Annotated in this window: 26 protein-coding genes; 15 read left to right on the top strand and 11 right to left on the bottom strand. The window is 62.6% G+C overall.

The genetic code is table 11. The features are described from left to right. Positions 1-16 precede the first annotated feature (16 nt). Complete coding sequence (locus GJW30_RS17645) at positions 17-475, bottom strand: (2Fe-2S)-binding protein (protein ID WP_096357662.1); 459 nt, start codon at positions 473-475, stop codon at positions 17-19. A gap of 632 nt (positions 476-1,107) precedes the next feature. After that, positions 1,108-1,512: a PaaI family thioesterase gene (locus tag GJW30_RS17640; RefSeq protein WP_096357660.1), complete on the bottom strand. Its 405-nt coding sequence runs from the start codon at positions 1,510-1,512 to the stop codon at positions 1,108-1,110. A gap of 104 nt (positions 1,513-1,616) precedes the next feature. Here GJW30_RS17640 and GJW30_RS17635 point away from each other — a divergent pair, with 104 nt between their 5' ends. After that, the gene (locus tag GJW30_RS17635; protein WP_096357658.1) at positions 1,617-1,892 is read left to right on the top strand and encodes a YARHG domain-containing protein; all 276 of its coding nucleotides are present in this window, start codon (positions 1,617-1,619) and stop codon (positions 1,890-1,892) included. Here GJW30_RS17635 and GJW30_RS17630 read toward each other — a convergent pair. Next, on the bottom strand, positions 1,889-2,326 hold the full coding sequence (locus GJW30_RS17630; protein WP_096357656.1) for a PaaI family thioesterase: 438 nt from the start codon (positions 2,324-2,326) through the stop codon (positions 1,889-1,891). The two genes, GJW30_RS17635 and GJW30_RS17630, sit on opposite strands and share 4 nt — an antisense overlap. 118 nt (positions 2,327-2,444) lie before the next feature. On the opposite strand from GJW30_RS17630, the gene GJW30_RS17625 reads away from it, so the two are divergent. The 3 genes from GJW30_RS17625 to GJW30_RS17615 all read left to right on the top strand — a co-directional run bounded on the left by GJW30_RS17625 (position 2,445) and on the right by GJW30_RS17615 (position 6,337). After that, complete coding sequence (locus GJW30_RS17625; RefSeq protein WP_096357654.1) at positions 2,445-3,623, top strand: GNAT family N-acetyltransferase; 1,179 nt, start codon at positions 2,445-2,447, stop codon at positions 3,621-3,623. Positions 3,624-3,776: 153 nt separating this feature from the next. Beyond that, entirely contained in the window at positions 3,777-5,369 is a 1,593-nt protein-coding gene (locus tag GJW30_RS17620; protein WP_096358900.1) for an ABC transporter substrate-binding protein, read from the top strand. Between the two features lie 11 nt (positions 5,370-5,380). After that, complete coding sequence (locus GJW30_RS17615) at positions 5,381-6,337, top strand: acetamidase/formamidase family protein (protein ID WP_096357652.1); 957 nt, start codon at positions 5,381-5,383, stop codon at positions 6,335-6,337. Positions 6,338-6,609: 272 nt separating this feature from the next. On the opposite strand, the gene GJW30_RS17610 is transcribed toward GJW30_RS17615, so the two are convergent. Both GJW30_RS17610 and GJW30_RS17605 read right to left on the bottom strand, forming a co-directional pair. Continuing rightward, positions 6,610-7,737, bottom strand: a complete 1,128-nt coding sequence (locus tag GJW30_RS17610; protein ID WP_096357650.1) for an S-(hydroxymethyl)glutathione dehydrogenase/class III alcohol dehydrogenase — start codon at positions 7,735-7,737, stop codon at positions 6,610-6,612. A 31-nt stretch (positions 7,738-7,768) separates the two neighbouring features. Then, positions 7,769-8,551, bottom strand: coding sequence for an NUDIX hydrolase (locus tag GJW30_RS17605; RefSeq protein WP_197703741.1), 783 nt, complete (start codon positions 8,549-8,551; stop codon positions 7,769-7,771). Positions 8,552-8,750: 199 nt separating this feature from the next. Between GJW30_RS17605 and GJW30_RS17600 the strand changes: the two genes are divergently transcribed. Both GJW30_RS17600 and GJW30_RS22755 read left to right on the top strand, forming a co-directional pair. Beyond that, a complete protein-coding gene (locus GJW30_RS17600) occupies positions 8,751-9,656 on the top strand; it encodes a cation diffusion facilitator family transporter (RefSeq protein WP_096357646.1) in 906 nt (301 codons plus the stop codon). A 260-nt stretch (positions 9,657-9,916) separates the two neighbouring features. Continuing rightward, the gene (locus GJW30_RS22755; protein WP_157746781.1) at positions 9,917-10,081 is read left to right on the top strand and encodes a hypothetical protein; all 165 of its coding nucleotides are present in this window, start codon (positions 9,917-9,919) and stop codon (positions 10,079-10,081) included. 108 nt (positions 10,082-10,189) lie between these two features. On the opposite strand, the gene GJW30_RS17590 is transcribed toward GJW30_RS22755, so the two are convergent. Beyond that, positions 10,190-12,550: an FG-GAP-like repeat-containing protein gene (locus tag GJW30_RS17590; RefSeq protein ID WP_096357642.1), complete on the bottom strand. Its 2,361-nt coding sequence runs from the start codon at positions 12,548-12,550 to the stop codon at positions 10,190-10,192. 303 nt (positions 12,551-12,853) lie between these two features. On the opposite strand from GJW30_RS17590, the gene fabD reads away from it, so the two are divergent. From fabD to GJW30_RS17545, 9 genes are all read left to right on the top strand, one after another. Beyond that, positions 12,854-13,798: an ACP S-malonyltransferase gene (gene fabD / locus GJW30_RS17585; protein WP_096357640.1), complete on the top strand. Its 945-nt coding sequence runs from the start codon at positions 12,854-12,856 to the stop codon at positions 13,796-13,798. Positions 13,799-13,814: 16 nt separating this feature from the next. Next, on the top strand, positions 13,815-14,552 hold the full coding sequence (gene fabG, locus GJW30_RS17580; protein WP_096357638.1) for a 3-oxoacyl-[acyl-carrier-protein] reductase: 738 nt from the start codon (positions 13,815-13,817) through the stop codon (positions 14,550-14,552). Between the two features lie 177 nt (positions 14,553-14,729). Then, positions 14,730-14,969 (top strand): acyl carrier protein, encoded by a 240-nt coding sequence (locus tag GJW30_RS17575; protein WP_096357636.1) that lies wholly within the window; start codon positions 14,730-14,732, stop codon positions 14,967-14,969. Positions 14,970-15,214: 245 nt separating this feature from the next. Beyond that, positions 15,215-16,483 carry a beta-ketoacyl-ACP synthase II gene (gene fabF, locus GJW30_RS17570; RefSeq protein ID WP_096357634.1) on the top strand — a complete coding sequence of 423 codons (1,269 nt, stop codon included), beginning with the start codon at positions 15,215-15,217 and terminating at the stop codon, positions 16,481-16,483. A gap of 122 nt (positions 16,484-16,605) precedes the next feature. Beyond that, entirely contained in the window at positions 16,606-17,919 is a 1,314-nt protein-coding gene (mltG, locus tag GJW30_RS17565) for an endolytic transglycosylase MltG (RefSeq protein WP_096357632.1), read from the top strand. Positions 17,920-18,028: 109 nt separating this feature from the next. Continuing rightward, positions 18,029-18,913, top strand: coding sequence for a YicC/YloC family endoribonuclease (locus GJW30_RS17560; RefSeq protein ID WP_096357630.1), 885 nt, complete (start codon positions 18,029-18,031; stop codon positions 18,911-18,913). Between the two features lie 33 nt (positions 18,914-18,946). Continuing rightward, entirely contained in the window at positions 18,947-19,552 is a 606-nt protein-coding gene (gene gmk, locus GJW30_RS17555; RefSeq protein ID WP_096358899.1) for a guanylate kinase, read from the top strand. A 9-nt stretch (positions 19,553-19,561) separates the two neighbouring features. Beyond that, positions 19,562-20,482, top strand: coding sequence for a transglutaminase family protein (locus GJW30_RS17550; protein ID WP_096357628.1), 921 nt, complete (start codon positions 19,562-19,564; stop codon positions 20,480-20,482). Between the two features lie 69 nt (positions 20,483-20,551). Next, positions 20,552-21,364, top strand: a complete 813-nt coding sequence (locus GJW30_RS17545; RefSeq protein ID WP_096357626.1) for a transglutaminase-like domain-containing protein — start codon at positions 20,552-20,554, stop codon at positions 21,362-21,364. Here the strand turns inward: GJW30_RS17545 and GJW30_RS17540 are convergent. From GJW30_RS17540 to GJW30_RS17520, 5 genes are read right to left on the bottom strand one after another with little or no spacing between them, the layout of a single operon-like run. Next, complete coding sequence (locus GJW30_RS17540) at positions 21,361-21,621, bottom strand: SemiSWEET family sugar transporter (RefSeq protein WP_096357624.1); 261 nt, start codon at positions 21,619-21,621, stop codon at positions 21,361-21,363. The two genes, GJW30_RS17545 and GJW30_RS17540, sit on opposite strands and share 4 nt — an antisense overlap. A 36-nt stretch (positions 21,622-21,657) precedes the next feature. Then, positions 21,658-22,713: an alcohol dehydrogenase gene (locus GJW30_RS17535; protein ID WP_096357622.1), complete on the bottom strand. Its 1,056-nt coding sequence runs from the start codon at positions 22,711-22,713 to the stop codon at positions 21,658-21,660. 15 nt (positions 22,714-22,728) lie between these two features. Then, complete coding sequence (gene rsmA / locus GJW30_RS17530; RefSeq protein WP_096357620.1) at positions 22,729-23,586, bottom strand: 16S rRNA (adenine(1518)-N(6)/adenine(1519)-N(6))-dimethyltransferase RsmA; 858 nt, start codon at positions 23,584-23,586, stop codon at positions 22,729-22,731. Then, a complete protein-coding gene (gene pdxA, locus GJW30_RS17525) occupies positions 23,586-24,617 on the bottom strand; it encodes a 4-hydroxythreonine-4-phosphate dehydrogenase PdxA (RefSeq protein ID WP_096357618.1) in 1,032 nt (343 codons plus the stop codon). The genes rsmA and pdxA overlap by 1 nt, the downstream gene beginning before the upstream one ends. Continuing rightward, the gene (locus tag GJW30_RS17520) at positions 24,614-25,534 is read right to left on the bottom strand and encodes a SurA N-terminal domain-containing protein (RefSeq protein ID WP_096357616.1); all 921 of its coding nucleotides are present in this window, start codon (positions 25,532-25,534) and stop codon (positions 24,614-24,616) included. Before GJW30_RS17520 ends, pdxA begins: the two co-directional genes overlap by 4 nt. Positions 25,535-25,542 lie beyond the last annotated feature (8 nt).

The following is a 25,542-nucleotide window of genomic DNA, read 5'->3' as shown; positions in this document are numbered from 1 at the left end:
CTCCATCTGATCCGGTTCATCCAGCCTTCGTGTCGGCTGCGAGTTTGATCGCAGCGCGCACGCGGTTGTATGTTCCGCAACGGCAGATGTTGGTGATCTCCGCGTTGATGTCTTCGTCGGTCGGCTTCGGCTTCTGCGCGAGCAGGGCAGCAGACGCCATGATCATGCCGGACTGGCAGTAGCCGCATTGCGGCACATCGAGCTGCAGCCAAGCTTTCTGCACCGGATGCGACGAATCAGGCGAGAGACCTTCGATCGTCACGATCTTCTGATCTTCCGAGACCGCGCTAACCGGCATCGCGCAGGAGCGAACCGCTGCGCCATCGATATGCACCGTGCAGGCGCCGCAGGCTGCGACGCCGCAGCCGTATTTCGTGCCCGTCAGGCCGATCTGTTCGCGGATGACCCACAGCAAAGGGGTGTCCGGATCGAGATCGACGTCTTGCACTTTGCCATTGATATTGAGTTTAGCCATGCCGTCTGCCTCCGCGTCTGGCGATACAGTTCACGCCTCATCAGGCGTTCTGCTTTTCATTGGACCAGTTCGAGACTAGCACGGACGTGTGACACGTCTACAGAGCACGCCGCGTCTTTGGGTCACGCTCGCGTGGGCGTTTTCTGTTGCAGTGCGGTAGCGCGCGGCCGGACGGCGCGCGTCCGTAGCCCGGATGAGCGAGGCATAGCCGAGCGATATCCGGGAACTGAGCTTGCGGCTCTCTCACACCCCGGATGTCGCGCGGCGCTGACGCGCCGCTGCTCATCCGGGCTACTTCTGACGTCAACCGCCGCGGTGAACGGACGACAATCTGCGTTTGGATTGACGCGTAGCCCGGATGAGCGAGGCATAGCCGAGCGATATCCGGGAGCGGAGCTTACGGTTGTCTCACACCCCGGATGTCGCGCGGCGCTGACGCGCCGCGGCTCATCCGGGCTACTCGAAACTTCAATCTGCTCGGTGAACGGACGACAATCTGCGTTTGGATTGACGCGTAGCCCGGATGAGCGAGGCGTAGCCGAGCGATATCCGGGAGCGGAGCTGACGGTTGTCTCACACCCCGGATGTCGCGCGGCGCTGACGCGCCGTGCTCATCCGGGCTACTTTTGACATCAACCGCCGCGGCGAACCGGCATCACCATCTGCGTATGGATCGCGACGGCGGCGAGTTTTCCGTCGCTGCGCGTGATCCGGCTTTGCCAGACTTGCGTCGTGCGCCCGCGATGCAGCGGCGTGCACTCGCCCTTGGCGATATCGCCCTTCGGGATCGCGGCGAAGAAATTGATCTTCGCTTCAATCGTCGTCGTCGTCATGTCGTCCGGAATGTTCACGGTCGTCGACGTGCCGGCGAGATTGTCCGTGAACGCCATGATCGCGCCGCCATGCGCGACGCCGTTGCGGTTCGACAGCTCTTCGCGGATCTCCAACTCGCCCCTGATGCAATCCGGATTAAGGTCCGTGACCTTGATGCCGACGAATTCCGCGAAGGGCGGTTGCTGGCTGGCAGGCGGGCGCATGACACAAATCTCGCGTTGTCGATGGTTTGCGTCATAATTCAGCCGGGCGTCCGAAGGAAGTCTTTGCGCCACCACGTCAAGCTTGTTCCGCGAGGGGAAATATCATGACACGCCTGTTGCTCTGCGCGCTCGCAGCGTCATCGCTGATCAGTCTGCTCGCACCGCCGGCACGCGCACAGGATCCGTGCGACGATCTCTGGCTCGAGCGAAACTCGATCTACAAACGGGCCGGCTACTGCTTCAAGACGGCGCGCGCGATCCGCCAATTCGGCAACGCGGGTTGCCAGTATGACGACGAGCGCGATCTGCCGATGTCGCAGCGCGACCGCAATCGCGTCGCCTACATCGTCCAGCAGGAACGTGCCTACGGCTGCCGCTAGACTTCTCGGTCGATCACCAGCTGCGTCTGCACCGTGATCGCGCAGAGTTTTCCGTCGCGGCGCTTGATGCGCGTCTCCCACACTTGCGTCGTGCGCCCGCGATGCAACGGCGTGCACTCGGCGAGCGCGATATCGCCGGGCGGAATGCGCGCGAAGAAGTTCGTCTTGCTCTCGACCGTCGTCGTGCCTTTGCCGGGCGGCGAATTCAGAATCGTCGCGACCGCGCCGATATGATCGCCGATCGCCATGATCGTGCCGCCATGCAGCGAGCCATCACGGTTTTCGACACCGGGATGGACCGGGAGCTCTGCGCGAATGCATTCGCGCGACATGTAGGTGATGCGCGCGCCGATATGCGTGAAGGCTTTGTGCGGGTCGGTTTCGAAACGCGTGATGATGTCGGGCGCGAGGCTTCCGTCGGTCTCTATCGGCATCGTATTCCGGCAGGGCAGTTCATTAGTTAACGATCTCTCACGGATTTCCCGACATTCGGGCGAGCATTCATTAAGTTGAGCACGATAACGTTCGGGCTTCAAACCGAAGAACTTCGTGATGAACCGGTCAACGGCCTATCCATTGGCGACGACCGCTGAGGGCGTCGAAAAACCCGCGCAGACATGGTGCGAGACGGTCGATCTCGCCGCCGTGCCGGACCGACCGTGGCTGGCGCTCGCAGAAAACGCGCTCGCGCCGAATCCCTACTACGACCCAACCTGGGCGAAGACTGCGCTGCAAGGCGCGCGCGTCACCTCCGGCGCACGCGCGCTGCTCGCGTGGCAAGGCGAGGGACGGGGCCGGTTGATCGGGCTGCTGCCGGTCGTCAGTGCGTGGCAGGCCGTGAAGCTGCCGCTGCCGATCATGTATGCGTGGCAGGGTTACGGTCCGCTCTCGATGCCGCTGATCGATCGCCGCTTCGCGCCGGAAGCGTGGCGCAAGCTGTGCGCCGCCGCCGTCGCCGATGGCGCTCGTGCGATCGTGTTGCCGTATGCCGAGATGGGCAGCGAATTGCTGTCGGTGATCGATCCGTCCGGCGAGGCGGTGTCCAATCCGCTGCGGCAATACACGCGCGCGCAACTCGACGCGCGGCAGAGCCTCGATGCCGCGATCGGCGCGACGTCGATGCGGACGCTGCAGCGCTCGCGCCGCCGGCTCGAACAGCAAGGCAACGTGCAGCTTCGCGTCGCGCGTCAGCCGCACGAGATCCGCGCCGCGCTCGAGGCGTTCCTGCAGCTCGAACAGCAAGGCTGGAAAGCCCAAAAGGGCACCGCGCTCGCGCAGCATGCGGGCGATGCCGCTTTCATCCGCAAAGCCGCGCCCGAGATGGCGGCGCGCGGTGCGCTCGATATCCTCACGCTGTATGTCGGCGAGCGTCCGATCGCCTCCGGTATCGTCGTGCGGCAAGGCCGCCTCGCATCGTGGTTCAAGATCGGCTTCGATCAAGCGATGGCGAAGTTCTCGCCGGGCCTTCAACTCGCGCTCGAGGTTACGCGCCATTACTGCGCTGATCCGATTGTCGAGGCGGTCGACTCCAACACCGAGGCGGACAGTTCGTTTGTCGATCCGCTCTGGAAGGATCGCGTGACGATGGGCCGTCTGCTCATTCCGACGCGTGCCGCCGACCCGGTAGTGCCGATGCTGCGCGGCGTGCTCGATGCGCGCGAAGCCGGGCGCAATCAGCTTCGCCGTCTGCGCGACCGCCTGCGCGGCGGCAAGGCTGCGAAAGCCTCCTGAACCAGCTGCCCGTTTGCTAGGCAAACCGGTGCGGTTTGACGCAACGCCGTTGTGAGCGCTGCGATACCGCCTGGATTTCTACCCCCAATAGAGCTGGCACAACGCTTGCGAGCATCGCCGTCGCCGGGATTTGCCGTGATCGGAGGCGTGCGCATGAGGCAAGTCCGTCGTTTGGGATTGCTGTTGGCTTTGGGGCTTGGCTTGGTTGCGCCGCGCGCGCAGGCCGAGGCGCCGCTGCGCATCGGCATCTCGCTATCGGATATTCCGCGCATGTGGGGCGCGCCGGACGGTGGCTTCGAAGGCCTGCGCTTCGGCGGCTATCTCGTTTTCGAGGGGCTCACGGCGTGGGACCTGTCGTCCGCCGACAAGCAGGGCAAGATCATTCCTGGCCTCGCCGAATCCTGGTCGGTCGATGAGGCCAACCCGAAGCGCTGGACCTTCAAGCTGCGCGAAGCCAAATTCCACGATGGTTCGCCGTTCAACGCTGACGCGGCCGTTTGGAATTTCGACGCGATCTACAACAACAAGGCGCCGCAGTATGACGCGAGCCGGTCCGGCCTGGCGCGCTACCGCGCGGCCTCCGTCGTGTCCTATGGCAAAATCGACGACCGCACGATCTTCGTCGAGACCAATCAGCCGAACGGCTTCTTGCCGTACGAACTCTCGACGATCCTGTTCTCGAGCCCGGCGCGGTTCACCGAATTCGGCGGCGACTGGACGAAGTTTGCGTCGAAGCCATCCGGCACCGGGCCATACAAAGTTAGAGAGCTGACGCCGCGCACGCGGCTCGATCTCGAAGCGTTTGCCGGATACTGGAATCCGAACCGCGTCCCGAAGACGAAGCAGACCTCGCTCGTTCCGATCCCGGACCCGACCGCGCGCGTTGCGGCGCTGCGCTCCGGCCAAGTCGATCTCGTCGAGACGCTGCCGCCGGATGCGATCGACTCGCTCAAAGCGGCGGGCTTCAAGGTTGTCACCAACATCACGCCGCATACCTGGCTGTGGCGCTTCAATTTCGATCCGGCCGGGCCGGTCGCCGACGTTCGCGTGCGCCGCGCGATCAATCTCGCGATCGACCGCGAGGGCATCGCAACGATGCTCAACAAGACCGCGGTGCCGGCGAAAGGTTTCGCAACGCCGGACGCGAATTGGTTCGGTAAGCCGAAGTTCGAGTTGAAATACGATCCGGCCGCCGCAAAGAAGCTGCTCGCCGAAGCCGGCTACGGACCGTCGAAGCCGGTCGATATCCGCGTGATCATCGCGTCGTCGGGAGGCGGGCAGATGATCCCGCTGCCGATGAACGAAGCGATCCAGGAGAACCTGAAAGACGTTGGCGTCAACGTCCAGTTCGATGTGGTCGATTTCTCGACTATCATCGGATACTTGCGCGGTGGTGCAAAGCAGCCGGTGCAGAAAGCCGCATCCGGTCTCAACGTTGCGATGCCGGTGCAGGAGCCGACCGCGGGCCTCATCATGCATGACTCGCAGCTGATCGCGCCGAACGGCTCGAACTGGGGTTACTACAACAATCCCGAAGCCGACACGGCGATCCGCGCCGCGCGCAACGAGTTCGATCTCGACAAGCAGATGCTGCTGCTCGCACGCGTCAACGAAATCCTCGTCGACGATGCGGCAGCATTGCTCGTCGTGCACGATCTCAATCCGCGCGGACTGTCCGCCAAGGTGAAGGGTTTCGTGCAGGCGCGGAACTGGTTCCAGGATTACACCGCCATCAAGATGGACTGAACGTTCCCGCCATGACGCATCACAAGCTTCCGGCCACCGCGAAGACGGTGACCTACGGCGTCCTCGACGCCGCGCTTCCGCCCGTTCTCGAAATCGAAAGCGGCGACAAGGTCACGGTGGAAACGATCTCCGGCGGGCCGTGGCAATTGCCGCCGGACGGGAAGGGGCTGCGCGTTCTTCCCGAGTACGCGGAGATCCATGCGGCGCACAAATTCACCATCGGTCCGCATATCCTGACTGGGCCGATTGCCGTGAAGGGCGCTGAGCGCGGCGACGTGATCGAGCTGCGCATTCTCGACGTGAAGCTGCGCACCAACTGGGGCTACAACGTCATTCGTCCGCTGTCGGGCACGCTGCCGGAGGATTTCGGCGAGTTCTACCGGTTGATGCATATCGAGCTGTCGCTCGACGAGAATGTCGCGCTGCTGCCGTGGGGCAAGAAGCTACCGCTGTCGCCGTTCTTCGGCGTGATGGGCACGGCGCCGACGCCGGCTTACGGCGCGATCACGTCGATGATCCCGCGCGAATTCGGCGGCAATCTCGACAACAAGCAATTGCTGCCGGGATCGACGCTCTACCTTCCGTGCTTCAACGACGGCGGCAAGATCTTCATCGGCGACGGCCACGCGGTGCAGGGCGACGGCGAAGTCTGCGTCACGGCGATTGAGACCGCGATGGAAGGCACGTTTGAGATCATTCTGCGGAAGGATTTGAAGATCAAGCTTCCGCGCGCAGAGACGCCCACGCACTACATGACGATGGCGTTCAACATCGACCTCGATCTCGCCGCGCAACAGGCGCTGCGTGACATGATCGCGTGGGCGAGCGAGATTTCGGGGCTGGCGCGGGAAGACGCTTACACGCTCTGCAGCCTCGCCTGCGACATGCACATCACGCAGTTGGTGAACGGCAACAAAGGCGTGCACGCGATGCTGCCGAAGTCGCAGCTGGATGGGTTGAAGAAGTAGCCGCGCGCCTGTTGCGTTCAATGTAGAAACGTCATGGCCCGCTTTATGCGGGCCATCCACGTCTTTCTTCTTTTTGCGAAAAGCAAGTCGTGGATGGCCCGGACAAGCCGGGCCATGACGGAGTGATACGGATGGTCCGTGCGTTAGATCGTAGCCCGGATGAGCAACGGCGCGTCAGCGCCGTGTGCGACATCCGGGATCAGCATTCGCAGCGCGCATCCCGGATATCGCGAGCGCGCTGCGCGCGCCGCTCATCCGGGCTACAAGAGCGGCTAATACACCACCACCGAACGAATGCTCTCGCCGGCGTGCATGAGATCGAAGCCCTTGTTGATGTCGTCGAGCGGCATCGTGTGGGTGATCATCGGGTCGATCTCGATCTTGCCCTGCATGTACCAGTCGACGATCTTCGGCACATCCGTGCGGCCGCGCGCGCCGCCGAACGCCGTGCCCTTCCAGACGCGGCCGGTGACGAGCTGGAACGGGCGCGTCGCGATTTCCTGACCGGCGCCGGCGACGCCGATGATGATGCTCTCGCCCCAGCCGCGATGGCAGGCTTCGAGCGCCTGGCGCATCACGTTGACGTTGCCGGTGCAGTCGAAGGTGTAGTCCGCGCCGCCGATCTGATCCGCACCGCGCTTCGTCATGTTGACGAGATACGGCACGAGGTCATTGCCGACTTCCTTCGGGTTGACGAAGTGCGTCATGCCGAAACGCTCGCCCCAAGCCTTCTTGTCGTTGTTGAGATCGACGCCGATGATCATGTCGGCGCCCGCGAGCCGCAGGCCTTGAATGACGTTCAGCCCGATGCCGCCGAGACCGAACACGATGGCGGTCGCACCTTCTTCCACCTTCGCGGTGTTGATCACCGCGCCGATGCCGGTGGTGACGCCGCAACCGATGTAGCAGACCTTATCGAACGGCGCGTCCTCGCGGATCTTCGCGCAAGCAATCTCCGGCAACACGGTGAAATTCGCGAAGGTCGAGCAGCCCATATAGTGATGCACCGGCTTGCCGCCGATCGAGAAGCGCGAGGTGCCGTCCGGCATCATGCCTTGGCCCTGCGTGCCGCGGATCGCGGTGCAGAGATTTGTCTTGCGCGACAGGCACGACGGGCAGGAGCGGCATTCCGGCGTGTAGAGCGGAATGACGTGATCGCCCTTCTTCAGCGACACGACGCCGGGCCCGACATCGACGACGACGCCGGCGCCTTCGTGGCCGAGGATCGCCGGAAACAGACCTTCGGGGTCCGCGCCTGAGAGCGTGAACTCATCCGTGTGACAAATGCCGGTCGCTTTGATCTCGATCAGAACTTCGCCGACCTTCGGGCCTTCGAGCTGCACGGTGGCGATTTCGAGCGGTTTGCCGGCCTGTACGGCGAGTGCGGCGCGAACATCCATGATTGCTTCCTCTTCGATCGATTCTTGACGGTTATTGTTTCGGCTTGCGCGGGATAAGTTCCGACACGGCGCCGTAGCCTGCATCATCGCGGATGCAGAGATACTTCGCATCGCCGCGCGTTTCGACGAACGGCTCGACGCTGACGATCGTGCGCGTCCGTGACGCCGCGATGGCAGCATCGACGGTCGCGCTTTCGGCGAGCATCTTCAGATTGAGGCGCGTCGGGAAGACGAGTGTGCGTTTGCCGTCGCGCGCCTGCTCCAGCGCGGCGGAGGGCGAGAGCCATTCGGCCTCGACCGTTTCGTGCCCGTCGCAGATCGCGAGCTGCTCAGCCGGCGCGACCGCGAGGTAGAAGAACGTGTCGAAGCGTTTGTGCATGTGCGCGGGCGTGACCCAACGCGCGTAGGGGACGAGGTCGGTGAAGTCGAGCTTCAGTCCGTGCGTGCGCACGAGGTCACGGAAGTCGCGCTTGCCGTCGTGGACGTCCTTGCGCGCCGCCGTCACGGCATCATCACCGAGGAACTCTCGGCCGTCACCGTGGCGGGCGAGCAGAATGCCGGATTCTTCGAAGGCTTCGCGGATCGCCGCGACGCGTGGGGCGCGCTCCTCGGGCGGGGTCTCGTCCCAACCGACCGTGTCGTCCTTCCAGTCGTCGCTGCCGTCGGACTCTTCAATCTTTCCGCCAGGGAAAACCATTGCGCCGGAGTTGAAGTCGATCGCCGTATGGCGAACGACCATCAGAACTTCGAGCGTCTGCTGCTCGCGCAGCAGAAGCAGCGTCGAAGCCGGCCGAATCGGAACAGGTGCGGACAACAATCACTCCCGGAAATCTTAAGGCCATTTGTAATGTTACGGCCCATTTGCGCGAACTAGATTGCATGGCTAGAGCATTTTCAAGTGAAGTGGAAACCGGTTCACGTCAAGAAAATGCGACAACTCAAGAATCGAAAGCCAATCAGAAGCTATGATTGGCTCTCGTCGCGAGCGCTAGGGGAACACCAGGAGAGCGAAAATGCACGGCGGGCATGATCACGGCCACGCTTCGAAAGCCGGTCAACATCGCGGCCGGCTCGTCGGCGCGCTGCTGCTGACGACCGGGTATATGGTCGCCGAGGTCGTCGGCGGCTTGATCACGGGATCGCTCGCTCTTCTTGCCGACGCGGCGCATATGCTGACCGATGCCGGCGGTCTCGCGCTGGCGCTGATCGCGATCCGTTTCGCCGAGCGTGACCCGACACCGCAAAAGACATACGGCTATCTGCGTGCCGAGATTTTGGCGGCGCTCGCGAATGCGACCGTGCTGCTGCTGCTCACCGCGTTCATCCTCTACGAAGCGTATCGCCGCTTTGTCGATCCGCCGGAGATTCTCGGTTGGCCGATGCTGCTGGTCGCCAGCGTCGGCCTTGTCGTCAATCTCATCTCGATGAAGCTGCTCGCGGCAGGATCGTCGGAGAGCATCAACGTCAAAGGAGCATACTTCGAAGTTTTCGCCGACATGCTCGGTTCGGTCGGCGTCATCATTGCGGCGATCATTGTGATGACGACCGGATGGACGCTCGCGGATCCAATCATCGGCGCGGCGATCGGGCTCTTCATCGTGCCGCGCACGTGGCGACTGCTGATGCAGGCCGTGCACATTTTGCTCGAAGGTGTGCCGTCGGAAATCGATCTCGTGCGACTGAGTGACGCGCTGAAGGAACTTTCCGACGTGCGCGCGGTGCACGATCTGCACGTGTGGACGATTACGTCCGGCATGGATTCTTTATGTTGCCATCTTGTCGTCGACGATATGGCGGACGCGAAAAGAATTCTCCGCGCTGCGCGCACAATGCTGCACACGGAGTTCTCGCTCGATCACGTCACGATTCAGATCGAAGACGAAGAATTGCGCGCCGAAGAGCCGGTGTTGAAAGTCTGATCTCCGACATTGCGAAGATTTAATCCGAAAAAAGGAACGCAGCGGCGCAATCCGCTGTTTTGTTCAGGTTCGGCTCAGCACTGCCGCGTCAATCTCGCGGCAAGGGGCTGCAAAAACGCAGAAGGGAATTTGAATGCGCAAATTGATACTGTCGTTGTTCACTGTCGGTGCGATCGCTTTCGGAGCGGCCAACGCGAATGCGATGCCGTTGTCGAATCCGTCGAGTGGTGTAACGTCGTCGGTCGAGCAGGTGCAGTGGCATGGCCGCCACCGTAGCCATCATCACCATCATCACGGCCGCCACCACTCGTGGCATCATAGGCGTCACCACTGGCATGGCGGCGGCTGGCACGGTCGCCACCATCACCATCACCGGCGTCACCACCATCATCACCGCGGGCATCGCTTCTAGCCCTCGGACCTAGGAAAGAGGCCTCCTCGCGGAGGCCTCTTTTTTTGTCCGTGCATTGATCGGCCGATTGTCGCCAATCATCGGTCAATGTCGGCCAATCGCTGCGTCATTGACCGGTCAATCAGACGATGTGCCAGTCGGGCCCGATTGTGTGAACGGTTTGGTTGGCAGCAATTTGGCTGCCGTTCATCTGCCATTCTGCGATCGAACCTTTGTCGTTCTGCCACATGATGTCGGCCTTGCCGTCGTTATTGAAGTCGCCGATGTCGGCGAGCGTCCAGTTCGCTGCGATCTTGCCGACGGTCTCGTTTGCGATGATCTTGTTGCCGTCCATCTGCCACATCGCAACCGAGCCGTTGTCGTTGCGCCAGAGGATGTCGTCGTTGCCGTCGCCGTTGAAGTCGGCGGCTCCGGCGAACTTCCACGCCGTTCCGATGGTCCCGACGGTCTGGTTGGCGACGATCTTGTTGCCGTCCATCTGCCACATAGCGACACTGCCGGTAGAGCTGTTGCGCAACAGGATGTCGGCCTTGCCGTCGCCGTTGAAGTCTCCGGCATCTTGGACGAGCCAGTTAGCACCGAGCGTGCCGACGGTCTGATTGGCGGCGATTTTCGAACCATCCATCTGCCACAGCGCGACGCTGCCGGTGGTGCTGGTCCAGAGGACGTCGGCTTTGCCGTCGCCGTTGAAGTCGTCAATTGCGGCGGCTTTCCAGTTGGAGCCGATCTTGCCGACGGTCTCGTTGGCGACGATCTTGTTTCCATCCATCTGCCACATCGCAACGCTGCCGTTGCTGTTCTGCCAGAGGACGTCGGCCTTGCCGTCGCCGCCGAAATCGTCGGTGCCGATTGCTTTCCACGTCGTGCCGATTTTGCCGACGGTCTCGTTTGCGACGAGCTTGGTGCCGTCCATCTGCCACAACGCGACGCTTCCGGTCTTGTTGTTGACGAACAAGAGATCGGACTTGCCGTCGCCGCCGAAGTCGTTGTCGGCGCGCGCGGTCGTCGTTGCGGTGAGCGATGCATTCGCGGACCAAGCGGTGCCGTCGAAAGCCGTGACGAAGATCTTCTCCGCGCCGGTCGCCGCGCCGCCGACGTATTTCACGTTGGCGAGGTCGGTGGCGTTGACGAAGATCCACTTGTCGGACGCTTGAGCGACACCGTTGACGGAGATGAAGCCGTCGCTGTCACCGCTGTCCCAGAAGGCATATTGCTTGATCGTGCCGTTCCCGTCCTTGTCGGTCGCCGTGAAAAGTGACGAGATAGCGACCGAACCATGCGTGTCGACGGCGACGTTCTTGCCGGTGACGACCGGCGCAGTATTCACCGGGGCCGCAACGTCGTCGTTCAAGATGTTGCCGACGGCCTGGCTGTCCGCGATGGTTGCGCCGTTAGTGGCGTTCGAGAGGTTGACGAAGAATTTCTCCGGGCTCTCGACGACGGTGTCGCCGTTGATGACGATGGTGAAGGTCTTCTTCATCTCGCCGACGCCGAAGTTCAGCGTGTCTGTCTTCGCGACGTAATCGCTGCCGGCTTTCGCGCTGTCGTCCTGGGTTGCGTATTTAACCGAGAAGGCAGCATCGCCACCGGTGCGGGTGACCGTAAACGTCACCGTCTTCGTCCCGGAGTTGCCTTCTTCGATCGACATATCGCCAATCGTCACCGCGCCTGCCTTCGGCGCTTGTGTGGTTTGCAGATCGGCGAAAGCGACTTTCTTGCCGGCGAACTGAACGAATTCGACGTTCTTGATCGTATCGATGCCGTCGGCCGCGCCGGGGCGAATGTCTTGGATCGTCGCCGAATTGTTGCCGAGCAGAGTGACTTTGTAGTCCGACTGCGCGCCGCTGAAGTTCACCGTGTCGATGCCGCCGGCACCATCGATGACGTCATCGCCGCCTTTGCCGAAGAAGATGTCGTCAAAGGTCGAGCCCGTGAGGTTGTCCGCGCCGGCACCGCCGACGATGTTCGGGCCGCCGGTCGGGTCAGCCTCGTGGCCGAACCAGACGTGATAGATGTTGCCTTGCGGGGTCTGCTCGACGCCGATGCCGATCGACTTCCAGTCCGCGCCCCAAATGCTCTTGTTGAGCACGACGTCGTTGTGGCTCGGCGAGTTCTGCCAGCTCTTGAGAGCTTCGAGAACGCTGGACTGGCCAGAGGCGGAGATTTCATAGCCGCGACCCGGATAGCCGGTGCCAAGGCGTTGCGGTGCATCCCACATCGCTTGCGGCTGGCTGTGGTCGCCGAAATACGGAGCGTCGCTCCAGCTGTGCATGTTCGCACCGGCCGGGAGCTGAAGTTTCGGGCCCCAAATGTTTTCTACGGTGTCGGTGGCGTGGCGGCCGGCGGTCGTCGTCAGAGCTTTCGACAGCTGGATTGGCGGCAGGCCATTCTGGGCCCGATAGGCCATGATGCCGTTGTAAAGCTCAAGCTCAGCCGAGCTCAGATCATCGCTTGCCGTCGGCGCATAGATGTTCACCGTCATGGAACTCTCCCGATTTTTGTTTGTGGACGGGAGCGTCCCCACGACCCCCCGAAACCTGTGCAGTACCGATTGGTCGCGGGCCGTTGCGATTTGGTTCAAATGGTGGCGAAGGAGACTGCGAGGTTTGGCGCATTAGGCAGTTTTGCGAGTCGGAAGAGCGGGTTGAAGCGCTCGGTTGAGAGAATGATTCCGCTGCAATCTATGGGTGTCAGTGGACTGCGGAGCGGGCCGATAGCTTGACTTTGCGATGATCGCCGTATTTCACGGCCTCAAAGAGTTGATGAAGTCTTTGAGGTTTCAGGGATGGCAAACGCATTCACGTTCCCGGGGCAGGGAAGCCAAGTTGTCGGCATGGGCAAGGCGCTCGCCGAGGCTTTTCCGGTCGCGCGCGCCGTGTTCGACGAGGTCGACGACGCGCTGGGCGAAAAGCTCACCACCATCATGTGGGATGGCCCGATCGAGACGTTGACGCTTACGGAAAACGCGCAGCCGGCTCTCATGGCCGTGTCGGTCGCGGTGGCGCGGGTGCTGGCCGGTGAGGCCAGGCTCGATCTTGCCAAAGACGCGAAGTTCGTCGCCGGCCATTCGCTCGGCGAATACTCGGCGCTGGCCGCCGCCGGAACATTCTCCCTGGCCGATACGGCGCGCCTGCTGCGCATCCGCGGCCAAGCGATGCAGAAGGCGACGCCGGTCGGCACCGGCGCCATGGCGGCGATTATGGGCTTGGAATTCGAGCAAGTCGCCGAAGTCGCCAAAGAGGCGGCGCAGGGTGAGGTTTGCCAGGCCGCCAACGACAACGGCGGCGGGCAGGTCGTGCTGTCGGGCCACAAGACGGCAGTCGAGCGTGCTTGCGAGATTGCGAAGGCCAAGGGCGCCAAGCGCGCCTTGATGCTGACGGTGTCTGCGCCATTCCACTGCGCTCTGATGCAGCCGGCGGCCGATGCGATGGCTGAGGCTCTTGCCAAGGTTCAAGCCTCCGCGCCGGCCGCTCCGGTTGTCGCCAATGTCACGGCAAGCGCGGTCAGCGATCCGGCCGCGGTCGTGAAGAATCTCGTCGCGCAGGTGACCGGCACCGTCCGCTGGCGCGAGTCGGTGGCCTACATGGCTGACCAAGGCGTCACGACGTTCTACGAACTCGGATCCGGCAAAGTGCTGACCGGTCTCGTCAAGCGCATCGCGGCGAACGGCACCGGCGTCGCTGTCGGCACACCTGACGACGTTGCGGCTTTTGTCGCCGCCCGCAAATAATTTAGGAGAGATTTTCATGTTTGATCTCAGCGGGAAGACCGCATTGGTGACCGGTGCAAGTGGCGGCATTGGCGAGGCCATTGCCCGCGCGCTGCACACGCAGGGCGCCACGGTCGCCATTTCGGGCACACGCAAAGAGGTGCTCGACCAACTGGCGTCATCGCTCGGCGAGCGCGTCCATGTGCTGACCGCGAATCTTTCCTCGGCCGAAGAGGTCGAAGGTCTGGTGCCGGCGGCGGAGGCCGCTATGGGCAAGCTCGACATTCTGGTCGCGAATGCCGGCATCACGCGCGACAATCTCCTGGTCCAGCTCCGGGATGAGGACTGGGACACGGTCCTTCAGGTCAATCTGACGGCGACGTTCCGCCTCGCGCGCGCTGCTACGAAGACGATGATGCGCCGCCGCTTCGGGCGGATTATCGGCATCACGTCGGTGGTCGGTGTCACCGGCAACCCGGGCCAGGCCAACTACGTGGCCGCCAAGGCCGGTATCATCGGGCTGATGAAATCGCTCGGCCAAGAATATGCCAAACGGGGCGTCACGGCGAACTGCGTAGCCCCGGGCTTCATCGCCACCGCGATGACGGACAAGCTGAACGAAAAACAGCGCGAGACCATCCTCACCAAGGTACCGGCCGCTCGGCTCGGTACCGGAACCGATATCGCTGCTGCCGTCGTCTATCTGGCATCGGACGAAGCCGCTTACGTGACGGGCCAAACCCTGCACGTGAACGGCGGTATGGCGATGATTTAGCGCCTTTTGGTAGCTTAATTTTCTCGCTGGCAGATTGCTGGACCAAGGCAACGGAAGTGTGTTAACCCGAGCGCGGTTTGGCCGGGGGGCGCAAGCGCCATCCAAACGGCATTCAATGCAGCCCGTGCGGGGTCCTCACGGGCGCTGTCCTATAGAAAGACGGGAAGAGGTTTGACGATGAGCAATATCGCTGAGCGCGTTAAAAAGATCGTGGTGGAGCATCTTGGCGTCGAAGCCGAGAAGGTCACCGATACGGCCAGCTTCATCGACGATCTTGGCGCAGACAGCCTTGATACCGTCGAGCTCGTTATGGCGTTCGAAGAAGAGTTCGGCTGCGAGATTCCGGATGACGCGGCAGAAACGATCCTGACGGTCGGCGACGCGACCAAGTTCTTGGAAAAGAACGCGAAAGCCTAAGTTTGCGCGGAGGTCGGCGAGTTTCGCCTGGCCATTCGTAGTTTCGACCGGACGGGAAGGCATGCCGCCTTTCCGTCCGGTTCCATGTCTAGGGTTCTGTCGACGGCCAAGACAGAGTTTCTGACAGGTGAAAAATTCGGCGAATTTTCCCGGTGATTTGCAGCGGGTTCACTTTCGGCAGGGCATTTTCTAGGGTTTTATGAACGGCCCATATAAACTGGGGCCAACTCAGACGGGGAAACTGTATGCGTCGCGTTGTGGTGACCGGGATGGGCATGGTGACCCCTCTCGGATGTGGCGTCGAGCCGACCTGGAAGCGCCTCATTGCCGGCGAAAGCGGCGCAAGCGTTGTTTCCCCTGACCGCTTCGACACCTCCGACCTGCCTGCACGCATTGCTTGCCAAATCCCGCGCGGCGACGGCACGGCCGGCACGTACAATCCCGATCAGTGGATGGAGACGAAGGAGCAGCGCAAAGTCGATGATTTCATCGTCTATGCAATGTGCGCGGCCACCCAAGCACTCGACGATGCAAACTGGCATCCGAAAACTCACGAAGATCAGATTGCGACCGGCGTTCTGATCGGCTCCGGCATCGGCGGCATCGAAGGCATCGCCGAGACGGCGATTATTCTGAAAGAAAAGGGGCCGCGCCGGGTCTCTCCGTTTTTTATTCCAGGCCGTTTGATCAATCTGGCCGGCGGGTACGTTTCGATCACGCACGGCCTCAAGGGGCCGAATCATGCGGTTGTCACGGCCTGCTCGACCGGTGCACATGCGATAGGCGATGCGGGGCGTCTGATTGCGCTCGGCGATGCCGACGTGATGGTCGCGGGCGGCACCGAATCGCCGGTCAGCCGCATTTCCTTCGCGGGCTTCGCGGCCTGCCGCGCGCTGTCGACCGGCTTCAACGATACGCCGACGAAGGCGTCGCGGCCGTATGACAAGGACCGCGACGGCTTCGTGATGGGTGAGGGCGCCGGCGTCCTCGTGCTCGAAGAATACGAACACGCGAAGAAGCGCGGCGCGAAGATCTACGCAGAGCTCATTGGTTACGGCCTCTCCGGCGACGCGCATCACATCACGGCACCTGCCGAGGATGGCGACGGTGCTTTCCGTTGCATGAGCGCGGCCGTGAAGCGCGCCGGTATTTCGGCATCGGAACTCGATTACATCAACGCGCACGGCACTTCGACGCCGCTCGGCGATGAAATCGAGCTCGGCGCTGTCGAGCGCGTGGTCGGCAACGCGGGTGCTCGGATAGCGATGTCGTCGACGAAGTCGGCGGTCGGCCATCTGCTCGGCGCGGCCGGCGCGGTCGAAGCCATCTTCTCGATCCTGGCGATCCGCGACAACGTGGTGCCGCCGACGCTCAACCTCGACAATCCGTCGGTCGAGACCGCGATGGACCTGGTGCCGCACAAAGCGCAGCAGCGTGAGGTGAACACGGTGCTGTCGAACTCGTTCGGCTTCGGCGGGACGAACGCATCGCTGGTGCTGCGCCGGGCCGCTTAAGGTCCGTCCTTTCGCCATATTTGACCGTATTGTCGAAACCGGTTCGGCCTGTTAGCTGCATCCGTTGAGGACAACCTCCGGATTCTCTTTCGCGGCTCCGATGACGAAGCGAGAATAACGACATGACGGACGCTTCGCGCCCTGATGGTGCGCCGGAAATTCCTGCGGGACCGCCGCCCGAAGCCGGGCCGGCTCCGCTGACTCGGCGCGAACGCCGCAGGCTCGAGAAGGAGCGTATCCGCGCGCAGAAGCGAGCGACGCGCGCTTCGCGCCGCACGCGGCACCCGTTCATCATCGTCGGCAGCCTCCTTTTCACGTTCACGTTCTTTCTCGGCATTGCCGCGTTGATCGGCTTCACCGCCGGCCGTTCTCAGTACGAGGAAGTTGGTCCGCTGCAGCAGGAGAAGATCGTCAACGTTTCGGGCGGCACGCTCGAGATTGCCGATTTGCTCGCACGCGAAGGCGTCATGGACGGCGGAGCGCTCGCTAAGACTGTGTTCTTCGGGATGGTGCAAGCCGCCGAGTGGGGCACGAAGAAGGAAGAGCCGAAAGCAGGCGCGGCGCCGAAGCGGCCGGAGCCTGCGATCAAGCGCGGCGAGTATCTGTTCGCAAAGGGCGTGAGCATTCGCGGTGTCATCGAGCAACTGACCGAAGGCAAAGTCGTCCAGCATCAGATCACGTTGCCGGAAGGTTTGACGTCGCAACAGATGGTTGCGCGCCTGGTGGAAAATCCGATCTTGTCCGGACAGGTGCGCGAGATTCCGAAGGAAGGCGCGCTGCTGCCCGACACGTATAATTTTCCGCGCGGCTTCCCGCGCGATCAGCTGCTGCAGAGCCTGCAGGCCGCACAGCGCCGCGTGCTGCAGCAGGTGTGGGATCGCCGCAGCCCCGACTCGCCGGTGAAAACGCCCGAGCAACTGCTCACGCTCGCGTCGATCGTCGAGAAGGAAACCGGCAAAGCCGAGGAGCGCACGCGCGTCGCCGGCGTGTTCGCCAATCGTCTGCGCATGGGCATGAAGCTGCAGTCCGACCCGACGACCGTCTATGGCCTCGTCGGCGGCAAGGGTTCGCTCGGCCGCCAGTTGATGCGGCGCGAGCTTGAGCAGCCGACGCCGTACAACACCTACGTGATCTCCGGCCTGCCTCCGGGGCCGATCGCCAATCCGGGGCGCGCCTCGCTGGAGGCGGCCGCGAACCCGATGCGGCACAAGGAAATCTTCTTCGTCGCCGACGGCACCGGGGGGCATGCCTTCGCGGAAACCCTTGAGCAGCATAATCGCAATGTCGCGCGTCTGCGCGAGTTGGAAAGGCAGCGCGGCCAGACCGGTGCTCCCGCGCCGACCATCGCGCCGCCGACCGCCGTTCAGCCGCCCGCCCCGGCGCCGAATGCTCCGCGCGCGCAGAATCCGACGCCGCAGGGCACCGTCCAGCAGTAATCCGGCATCTTCATTGGGTGAGATGGTCCGCGTCCTTGTTCCGGCAGGACGGGGCCGATAAGTTCGCGCGCATCCAATATGGCGCTGAGCGCCGGTGCGAGCAGGGCGAATGACACTATCCAGCATGACCGGGTTTTCACGGCAGGACGGCACCGCGGGGCCGTATGCCTGGAGCTGGGAGCTCAAATCGGTCAACGGCAAGGGTCTAGAGGTGCGGCTGCGGTTTCCGCCTGGCTGGGACTCGGTCGAAGTGCCGGTGCGGGCCCAGAGCAAGGCCCTCGCGCGCGGCACCGTCCACGCGAATCTGTCGATCCGGCGGGACGGTGCGGCACCGCAGGTGAAGATCAATCAGGCCGTGCTCGATGCGGTCGTCGAAGCGATCCGGCAGGTCGAAGGGAAGATTGAATCACGACCGCCGTCGATCGACGGGTTGCTGGCGATCAAGGGTGTCCTCGAAGTCAGCGATGACGCTGACGTGGAGGCGGATCGCCGCGCCGCCGAAACGTCGGTGGTCTCAGGATTTGCGTCCGCGCTGGACGCGTTAATGGCGATGCGCCGTGTCGAGGGCGAGGCGCTCGGCCGCATTCTGACGCAGCGCCTGGATGAGATCGCAGCGCTCACGGGACGAGCCGAAGCTCTGCCGGCGCGGCAACCAGAAGCGATCAAGGCGAAGCTCGCCGAACAGATCAACGCGCTGATGGAAACGCCGGGCCGCTTCGACAGCGATCGGCTTCACCAGGAAGCGATCCTGATCGCGACAAAAGTCGACATTCGCGAAGAGCTCGATCGTCTCGTCGCACATATCGCGCAAGCTCGCTCGTTGCTGGGCGAGGGCGGAGCGATTGGGCGGCGCCTCGATTTCTTGGCGCAGGAGTTCAATCGCGAAGTGAACACGCTGTGCTCGAAGTCGAACGACGTGGCGCTGACAACGATCGGCCTGGAGCTGAAGAACGTCGTCGAGCAATTTCGCGAACAAGTTCAAAACCTGGAGTAACCGGTGAGCGAGATCTTGGCCCGCCGCGGATTGATGCTGGTTCTGTCGTCGCCTTCGGGTGCCGGCAAGACGACGTTGTCGCGCCGGCTGCTCGCCGACGACACTGGCGTCGAGCTTTCGGTTTCGGTGACAACACGCAAACCGCGTCCCGGCGAAATCGACGGCAAGGACTATCATTTCATCGATCGGGCGACCTTCGACGTGATGGTCGAGCGCCGCGAGTTGCTTGAATGGGCCGAAGTGTTCGGAAATTGTTACGGCACGCCGCGAAGCGCGGTCGAGAAGACGCTCGCCGGTGGGCGCGATGTGCTGTTCGACGTTGACTGGCAGGGTACGCAGCAGCTTCGCGAAGCGGCGCGCGTCGATCTCGTCAGCGTGTTCATTCTGCCGCCGTCGGTAGAGGAGCTTGAGCGCCGTCTTCGCTCGCGCGCACAGGACAGCGATGACGTCATCCATGGTCGCATGAGCAAAGCGGCCGATGAGATGAGCCACTACGTCGAATACGATTACGTCATCATCAATCACGAAATCGATCGTGCTTTCGGAGAGCTTCGCGCTATCCTCGGCGCCGAGCGCTTAAAGCGCGATCGACAAGTTGGCCTCGGCGACTTCGTTCGCACACTCAGAGCCAACGTCTAACAGGATGCCATGAGCGTCTTCTCGGTTAAGCACGTGACGACCTATCGCTACCGGCGGCCGGTGGCGTTCGGGGAACATCGCCTGATGTTTCGCCCGCGCGATAGCTATGACCAGACGCTGTTGTCGTCGCGGATCGACATCGACCCGAAGCCGATCAACCTGCGCTGGATTGACGACGTGTTCGGCAATAGCCTTGCGATCGCGACATTTGACGCGGTGGCCGAGACACTGCGCTTCGAGAGCAACATCACGCTCGCGCATTCGTATCTCAACGTGCCGAATTTTCAGATCGAGGACTACGCGCGGACCTATCCGTTCGCTTACGACAGCGAAGAGATGCCCGACCTCGCGCCGTATATGCAGCGGCTCCATCCGGACCCGGATGCGATGATCGACACGTGGGTGAAGCGCTTTCTGCACGTCGGCAGTCCGACCGATACGGGCCGATTGTTGATGACGCTGACGAGCGCGATCCGGGAGAGCTTCGTTTACGAGCGGCGGCTGGAGCAGGGGGTGTTGAACCCGATGCTCACGCTCAAGATGGGACGCGGGAGCTGCCGCGATTTTGCACTTCTGATGATCGAGGCGGTGCGCTCGCTCGGCTTCGCGGCACGTTTTGTCTCCGGCTACTTGTACGTGCCGAGCGTCGACCCGATCGGCTATCGCGGCGGGGGTTCGACGCATGCTTGGTGTCAGGTTTATCTGCCGGGGGCCGGATGGGTCGAGTTCGATCCGACCAATGGGATCGTCGGCAATCGCGATCTCATCCGCGTCGCGGTGGCGCGCGATCCGATTCAGGCCGTGCCGCTATCCGGATCGTTCAAGGGTAGCTCGGACGACTTCCTTGGAATGGATGTCGATGTTCTGGTCGATACCGTACCGCCGCATCCCGAAGTCCCGCAAACTGTCGCGGGTGGAACAAATCCCTAGGCTTATTGGTTGGCCGACTGCGGCACCGATCTTGCTTTTTTAAGGTCGTGAGCTGCCAGTGGGGACTCGATGAAAATTCGCGCCGGCTATGAGATCGCCTACGAGATGGCGCAGGCGACGCCCATGCTGTTCATGCTCAGCGTGCATCCGTCGCGTATGCCGGATCTCGTTACACCGCACCGGATCACGGTCGAGCCGGATGTCGTCACGCGCGAATATCGCGATGTGTTCGGCAATATCTGTACGCGCGTTCTCGCACCTGCCGGACTGTTCACGCTTAAGGCGGACTTCGTCATCAGCGATACGGGCGTGCCGGATATCGTCAAGCCCGATGCGATACAGCACGCGGTCGAAGACCTGCCGGACGATGTCGTACTTTATCTTCTCGGCAGCCGTTATTGCGACACCGATAAGCTCATGGACACGGCGTGGAATCTGTTCGGCAACGCGCCGACCGGGTGGGGGCGCGTGCAGGCGATCTGCGATCACGTGCACAACCATCTCAAGTTTGGTTACGAGCACGCGTCGGCAACGCGCTCGGCGTCTGACGGGTTTGCGGAGCGGCTTGGCGTGTGTCGCGACTTCGCGCATCTCGCGATTACGTTCTGCCGCTGCATGAATATTCCGGCGCGCTACTGCACCGGTTATCTCGGCGACATTGGTGTGCCGCTCGATCCCGCCCCGATGGATTTTTCGGCGTGGTTCGAAGTTTATCTCGACGACGAGTGGTTCACGTTCGACGCGCGCCACAATACGCCGCGCATTGGACGCATCCTCATGGGCACCGGCCGCGACGCGACCGATGTCGCGCTGTCGACCGCCTTCGGTTCGAACATCCTCAAGAAGTTTCACATCGTGACGGACGAAGTCATAGAGACTTAGCGCTCGCGCAGCTTGAGCGTCAGAATGACGGAGAGGCAGGCGAGGCTGATGCAGTTTGCGATGATGATCACGGCGTCGGTGCGCAGCACGCCATAGACGACCCAAAGGCCGAGCCCGGCCATCAGAAACAGGATCATCTTCAGCGAGAGGTCGCCGGTTTCACCAGACTCCCAGCTCTTCTTGAGCTGCGGAAAATACGACGCCGTCGTGCAGATCGCAGCCAAGACGCCGATGATGGTGGTGAGATCGAAGGGCATGTCGCCGACAAGCCCTTCGCGGCGTAATGGTTCCCGCTACGGCGTGAGCATCACGCGGCCGAGGATCTTCCCGTTGCGCAGATCGTCGAGCGATTCCTGAGCAGCGCTAAGCGGGCGATTAATGATCGGCACATGCGCGACCTTGCCGGATTTCGCGAGCGCCAGCATCTCGTGCGTCTCTTCGAGTGAGCCGACGATCGAGCCTTCGATCGCGACGGCCTTGAATGGGAATATCGGCACCGGCGTCGTGAACGAACCGCCGATGAGGCCGACGACGACAACCTTGCTGCCCTTCTGCAAAACGCCGAAGCCGAAGCTCAGCGACTTGTCGGAGCCGACGTAATCGGCGACGCCGAATACGCCGCCTTGGGTCGCCTTGATGAGTTGCTTGCGTGCGTCGAGATCGGATGGATCGTAAGCCGCGGCGGCTCCGGCTTTCAGCGCAGCTTCTCTTTTCTTCGGATCGAGGTCCGCGACGATCGGCTTATGCTTGAACATCGCAAGCGCGAACATCAGGCCCATCATGCCGACGCCGCCGAGGCCGAGGATCAGCACGGGTCCGAGATCGGCGCGCGCCTGCAGTTTCTTCAAAGCCGAGAAGGCGGTGATGCCGGAGCACATGTAGGCGGCGGCTGTGCCGATCGGAAGCGGCGCGTAGTCGATGAGATAGCGCGGATGTTTGACGAGGACGTGCGTCGCGTAGCCGCCGTCTTTTTGCACGCCGAGATTCTCCGGCGCGATGCAGAGGATTTCTTCGCCGCGTAGACACGCTGCGCACTTGCCACAACCGATCCACGGATAGACCGCGACCTTTGCACCAACCTTCGCGTCTTTGGCGTCGGGGCCAGCGCTTTCAATCACGCCGGCGATTTCGTGGCCCATCGTGAAGGGGAGTTGGTGGCTGCCGGCGAGCTCGGACTTGCGGTCACCGCCCATCGAGAAATAGCCATCCTGGATATGGACGTCTGAATGACAGACGCCGCACCGCTCGATGCGGACGACGACTTCAGTGCCCTGCGGCACCGGCACTTCCGCGACCGTCTCGCATAGCGGCTGCCCATAGACGACGAGGGACTGGCGGCGGAAATTCATCGGCGTTTGCTCCGGCTAATTGTTCTTTTTCTGGTTTGCCACGAGCGCGTTGGCCATTGCAACAAAGCCGCTGACCGGGATTTCCTCGGCACGTGCGGTCGGCTCGATGCCCGCGGCTTCGAGTAAAGGCTGAGGGTCACCGCCGAGCGAGCGCAGGCTTTGGCGCAGCATCTTGCGACGCTGACCAAACGCCGCCGCGGCGACGTGCTCGAGCGTCGCGCGATCGCACGGCAATGGGTTCGCACGGGGTACGAGGCGGACGACGCTCGACGTCACTTTCGGTGGAGGCACGAAGGCCGCCGGCGAAATGTCGAACATGATGCGCGCTTCGCAGCGCCACTGCGAGATGATCGCGAGGCGGCCGTAAGACTTCGTGCCGGGTGTTGCGACGATGCGCTCCGCGACTTCGCGCTGGAACATCAATACGAGTTGATCGAACCACGGCGGCCATGGCTCGGCGGTGAGCCACCCGATCAGCAGTGGCGTCGCGATGTTATAGGGGAGGTTCGCGACGACACGCGCGGGACCGCCTTCGATCATGTGTCCGGTGTCGATCTTCAGCGCATCTTCGGGCACGATGATGAGCCGACCGGGATAATGCGCGACGACGTCCTGCAGCGCAGCGATACAGCGTTCATCGCGCTCGATTGCGATGACGCGCTTTGCGCCGTTTGCTAGCAACGCGCGCGTCAGGCCGCCAGGGCCCGGACCGATCTCGACGATGGTGGCTTCATCGAGCGGTGCGGCGACTCGCGCGATGCGTGACGTCAGGTTGAGGTCGAGGAGGAAGTTCTGACCGAGAGATTTCTTCGCTGCCAATTCGTGTTCGCGAATGACGTCTCGCAGCGGCGGAAGATCGTCGATCGCGGCCATCAGGCGAAGGCAGGTGCTTTGGCGGTCAGCTGGGCTGCTAGGCGCAATGCCGCGATGAAACTGTTCGGCCGGGCCGATCCGGTGCCCGCAATGTCGAACGCCGTCCCGTGATCCGGCGACGTGCGCACGAACGGCAAGCCAAGCGTGACATTGACGGCGTCATCGAATGCGATCGTCTTGATCGGGATCAGCGCCTGGTCGTGATACATGCAGAGCGCGGCGTCGTACGTTTTGCGAGCGGCTGCGTGGAACATGGTGTCGGCGGGCAGGGGGCCGCGCGCGTCTATGCCTTCGTCGCGGAGGATCGCAATTGCGGGTGCGATCACGTCGCGATCTTCGAGCCCGATCGACCCATGCTCGCCGGCGTGCGGATTGAGGCCGGTCAATGCGAGGCGCGGGCGCGCGATGTTGAAGCGGTTCGCGAGATCGTCGGCAACGATGCGGGCCGTCGTCACGATGAGTTCAGGGGTCAGGGCGCCGACAACTTCGCCGAGCGGGATGTGGATCGTAATCGGCACGACCGCGAGATCCGGCGACCAAAGCATCATCACGGGTTGCACCGTCTCGCCGCCGTTCTCTTTGACGAGGCGGGCTAAGTATTCGGTGTGTCCCGGATCGCGAAACCCGGCGTCGTAAAGCACGGCCTTGGCGATGGGATTGGTGACAATCGCGGCGGCGTCGCCCCGCATCACATCATCAAAACAACGGCGGATCGACGCGATCGCGGCGGGGCCGCTCGTTGCGTCGGGCGTGCCGGGACGCGCCGTTACGGGCAGCCCTAGCGGAACGACAGGAAGGGCGTCGGCGAATGCCCTGCTGGCTTCGCGCGGCGTCGTGGACGCTAGCTTGATGTCGAGATTGAGCTGTGCGGCGCGCGCTTTGAGATGGCCGATGTCGCCGACAACGTAAAAGGGCGGCAGCTCTTCGGAGTGACGCCTTTGCCAGGCCAGCAATGTGATGTCAGGTCCGATGCCGGATGGCTCACCCAGCGTGACAGCTAATGGGCGGCCAGCGCCGGCATCTCGGATCATAGGATTTGGATTGAGGACTGACGCCGCAGTTCGCGAAGATACTTCTTGCCTTCGTCGGAGATGCGTTCGCCCATCATCTGCTGGCGCATATCGGTTTCTGCAACCGATCCTTTGCCGGCGACCTTGTTGCAGACGGCGAAAAGTTCGATGCCACTCGATGTGATGTCGGGGGGCGTCAACTTGCCGACGGCGGTCGATTCGAGAATTTCGCGCTGTTTAGCGCCGACGTCAGCCGAGCTGCGCGTGAGCTGCTCGCGAACGACGACGTCGCGTAGACCGCGGGCGAGTTGGAGGCCTTCGTCACAGCTCTGGAAACGGGCGCGCAATCCTTCGGCCTCGCGCTTGCGCGATTCATAGACGGCTGGGTTCGATCCATTCGGCACGACGAGGAGAACCGGCCGCAGCGTGAAGGTGTAGGCGGTGCCGTCGTTCTGACCCTTGGCGCGGATCGCGTCCGTCACGTCGCGTTCGCGGACTTGGAGGCGCGACTGGAACTTGCCGCGTACGATGCCGTTCCACGCGATGTCCGCTTGGATCTTACGCTTGAAGGAGGAGAGCGAGAGGCCGGCGCCTTGAAGCTGGCGGCCGAAGGCGGCGATATCGCCGCCGACGCGAGAAGCGATGCTTGCGAGCTGTTGGTTGATCTCCGCTTCGCTGACTTCGATTTTGTAGCGGCGTGCGGTCTGCAGCTTGAGCTCTTGCTCGATCAGTTCGTCGAGTGCTGCCTGGCGGGTTGCGGCCTTGCCGCCGCCGGAGACCTGCAACAAGCGAAGACGCTGCGCGAGGTCGACGGCGGTGATCGGATCGCCGTTAACGCGTGCGACGACTTGCTGAGCGCTCGCGGGAGCAGCAACAATGGTCGTGCAGATCGCGAGTGCAGCCAATCCTAGAAAACGGTTGCGAAGGGTGTTCGTCATGTCCAGCT

It is taken from the genome of Variibacter gotjawalensis (genome assembly GCF_002355335.1).
In the GTDB taxonomy this organism is placed as follows: Bacteria; Pseudomonadota; Alphaproteobacteria; order Rhizobiales; family Xanthobacteraceae; genus Variibacter; species Variibacter gotjawalensis.
This window is presented reverse-complemented; position numbering and strand designations above follow the sequence as displayed.

Bases quoted from the DNA above. Each gene is read 5' to 3' on its own strand.
- GJW30_RS17535 (WP_096357622.1), bottom strand. From the start codon at position 22,713: ATGAATTTCCGCCGCCAGTCCCTCGTCGTCTATGGGCAGCCGCTATGC.
- fabD (WP_096357640.1), top strand. From the start codon at position 12,854: ATGGCAAACGCATTCACGTTCCCGGGGCAGGGAAGCCAAGTTGTCGGC.
- GJW30_RS17520 (WP_096357616.1), bottom strand. From the start codon at position 25,534: ATGACGAACACCCTTCGCAACCGTTTTCTAGGATTGGCTGCACTCGCG.
- GJW30_RS17600 (WP_096357646.1), top strand. From the start codon at position 8,751: ATGCACGGCGGGCATGATCACGGCCACGCTTCGAAAGCCGGTCAACAT.
- gmk (WP_096358899.1), top strand. From the start codon at position 18,947: ATGCTGGTTCTGTCGTCGCCTTCGGGTGCCGGCAAGACGACGTTGTCG.
- GJW30_RS22755 (WP_157746781.1), top strand. From the start codon at position 9,917: ATGGCCGCCACCGTAGCCATCATCACCATCATCACGGCCGCCACCACT.
- GJW30_RS17560 (WP_096357630.1), top strand. From the start codon at position 18,029: ATGACACTATCCAGCATGACCGGGTTTTCACGGCAGGACGGCACCGCG.
- GJW30_RS17590 (WP_096357642.1), bottom strand. From the start codon at position 12,550: ATGACGGTGAACATCTATGCGCCGACGGCAAGCGATGATCTGAGCTCG.
- GJW30_RS17540 (WP_096357624.1), bottom strand. From the start codon at position 21,621: ATGCCCTTCGATCTCACCACCATCATCGGCGTCTTGGCTGCGATCTGC.
- pdxA (WP_096357618.1), bottom strand. From the start codon at position 24,617: ATGATCCGAGATGCCGGCGCTGGCCGCCCATTAGCTGTCACGCTGGGT.
- mltG (WP_096357632.1), top strand. From the start codon at position 16,606: ATGACGGACGCTTCGCGCCCTGATGGTGCGCCGGAAATTCCTGCGGGA.
- GJW30_RS17635 (WP_096357658.1), top strand. From the start codon at position 1,617: ATGACACGCCTGTTGCTCTGCGCGCTCGCAGCGTCATCGCTGATCAGT.
- GJW30_RS17550 (WP_096357628.1), top strand. From the start codon at position 19,562: ATGAGCGTCTTCTCGGTTAAGCACGTGACGACCTATCGCTACCGGCGG.
- fabF (WP_096357634.1), top strand. From the start codon at position 15,215: ATGCGTCGCGTTGTGGTGACCGGGATGGGCATGGTGACCCCTCTCGGA.
- GJW30_RS17645 (WP_096357662.1), bottom strand. From the start codon at position 475: ATGGCTAAACTCAATATCAATGGCAAAGTGCAAGACGTCGATCTCGAT.
- GJW30_RS17620 (WP_096358900.1), top strand. From the start codon at position 3,777: ATGAGGCAAGTCCGTCGTTTGGGATTGCTGTTGGCTTTGGGGCTTGGC.
- fabG (WP_096357638.1), top strand. From the start codon at position 13,815: ATGTTTGATCTCAGCGGGAAGACCGCATTGGTGACCGGTGCAAGTGGC.
- GJW30_RS17640 (WP_096357660.1), bottom strand. From the start codon at position 1,512: ATGCGCCCGCCTGCCAGCCAGCAACCGCCCTTCGCGGAATTCGTCGGC.
- GJW30_RS17625 (WP_096357654.1), top strand. From the start codon at position 2,445: ATGAACCGGTCAACGGCCTATCCATTGGCGACGACCGCTGAGGGCGTC.
- GJW30_RS17610 (WP_096357650.1), bottom strand. From the start codon at position 7,737: ATGGATGTTCGCGCCGCACTCGCCGTACAGGCCGGCAAACCGCTCGAA.
- GJW30_RS17545 (WP_096357626.1), top strand. From the start codon at position 20,552: ATGAAAATTCGCGCCGGCTATGAGATCGCCTACGAGATGGCGCAGGCG.
- GJW30_RS17615 (WP_096357652.1), top strand. From the start codon at position 5,381: ATGACGCATCACAAGCTTCCGGCCACCGCGAAGACGGTGACCTACGGC.
- rsmA (WP_096357620.1), bottom strand. From the start codon at position 23,586: ATGGCCGCGATCGACGATCTTCCGCCGCTGCGAGACGTCATTCGCGAA.
- GJW30_RS17575 (WP_096357636.1), top strand. From the start codon at position 14,730: ATGAGCAATATCGCTGAGCGCGTTAAAAAGATCGTGGTGGAGCATCTT.
- GJW30_RS17630 (WP_096357656.1), bottom strand. From the start codon at position 2,326: ATGCCGATAGAGACCGACGGAAGCCTCGCGCCCGACATCATCACGCGT.